The organism is Bowmanella yangjiangensis, assembly GCF_017255015.1.
GTDB classification, from domain to species: domain Bacteria; phylum Pseudomonadota; class Gammaproteobacteria; order Enterobacterales; family Alteromonadaceae; genus Bowmanella; species Bowmanella yangjiangensis.
The window spans coordinates 1-360 of the sequence record NZ_JAFKCS010000741.1 but is presented as its reverse complement, the minus strand read 5'-3'; the positions used below and the strand labels follow the sequence as shown (position 1 = coordinate 360).

Here is a 360-nt window from a genome sequence, read left to right as displayed (position 1 = left end):
ATGCTGCGGGCCTCGCTCACGACAAGGAGGACCCGATGGCCAAAGCCCCCAACCTGAGCCTGTCCCAACGCCTGCTGCTGGCTTCGCAGCGCATGGCGCCGGTGGCGGTGAAAGCGGCGCTGGTGCAACAGCTGGGCGCCGAGCAGGCTGCGCAATTGTCGCCGCACATGCCGCCGGCGCAGTTGCGCGAACTGATCATGACGCTGCCCATCGAGTTCCTTGCCGAGGTCACCACGCACCTCGATCCGCGCAGCATCCTCGATACCTACCTAAGCCTGCCCGACAGCCTGCACCTGGAGGTGGCCCGGCGGCTGTGCGTGATCGGGGCCTTCGCCACCGCGGCGCGCTATGCCGAATGCC

Annotated in this window: 1 protein-coding gene; it reads left to right on the top strand. The window is 68.1% G+C overall.

Annotated elements, in window-relative coordinates:
- Window positions 1-35: 35 nt before the first annotated feature.
- Window positions 36-360 (top strand): hypothetical protein (locus tag J0A65_RS26495; RefSeq protein ID WP_206597160.1); only part of this gene is annotated, 325 nt, incomplete at its 3' end.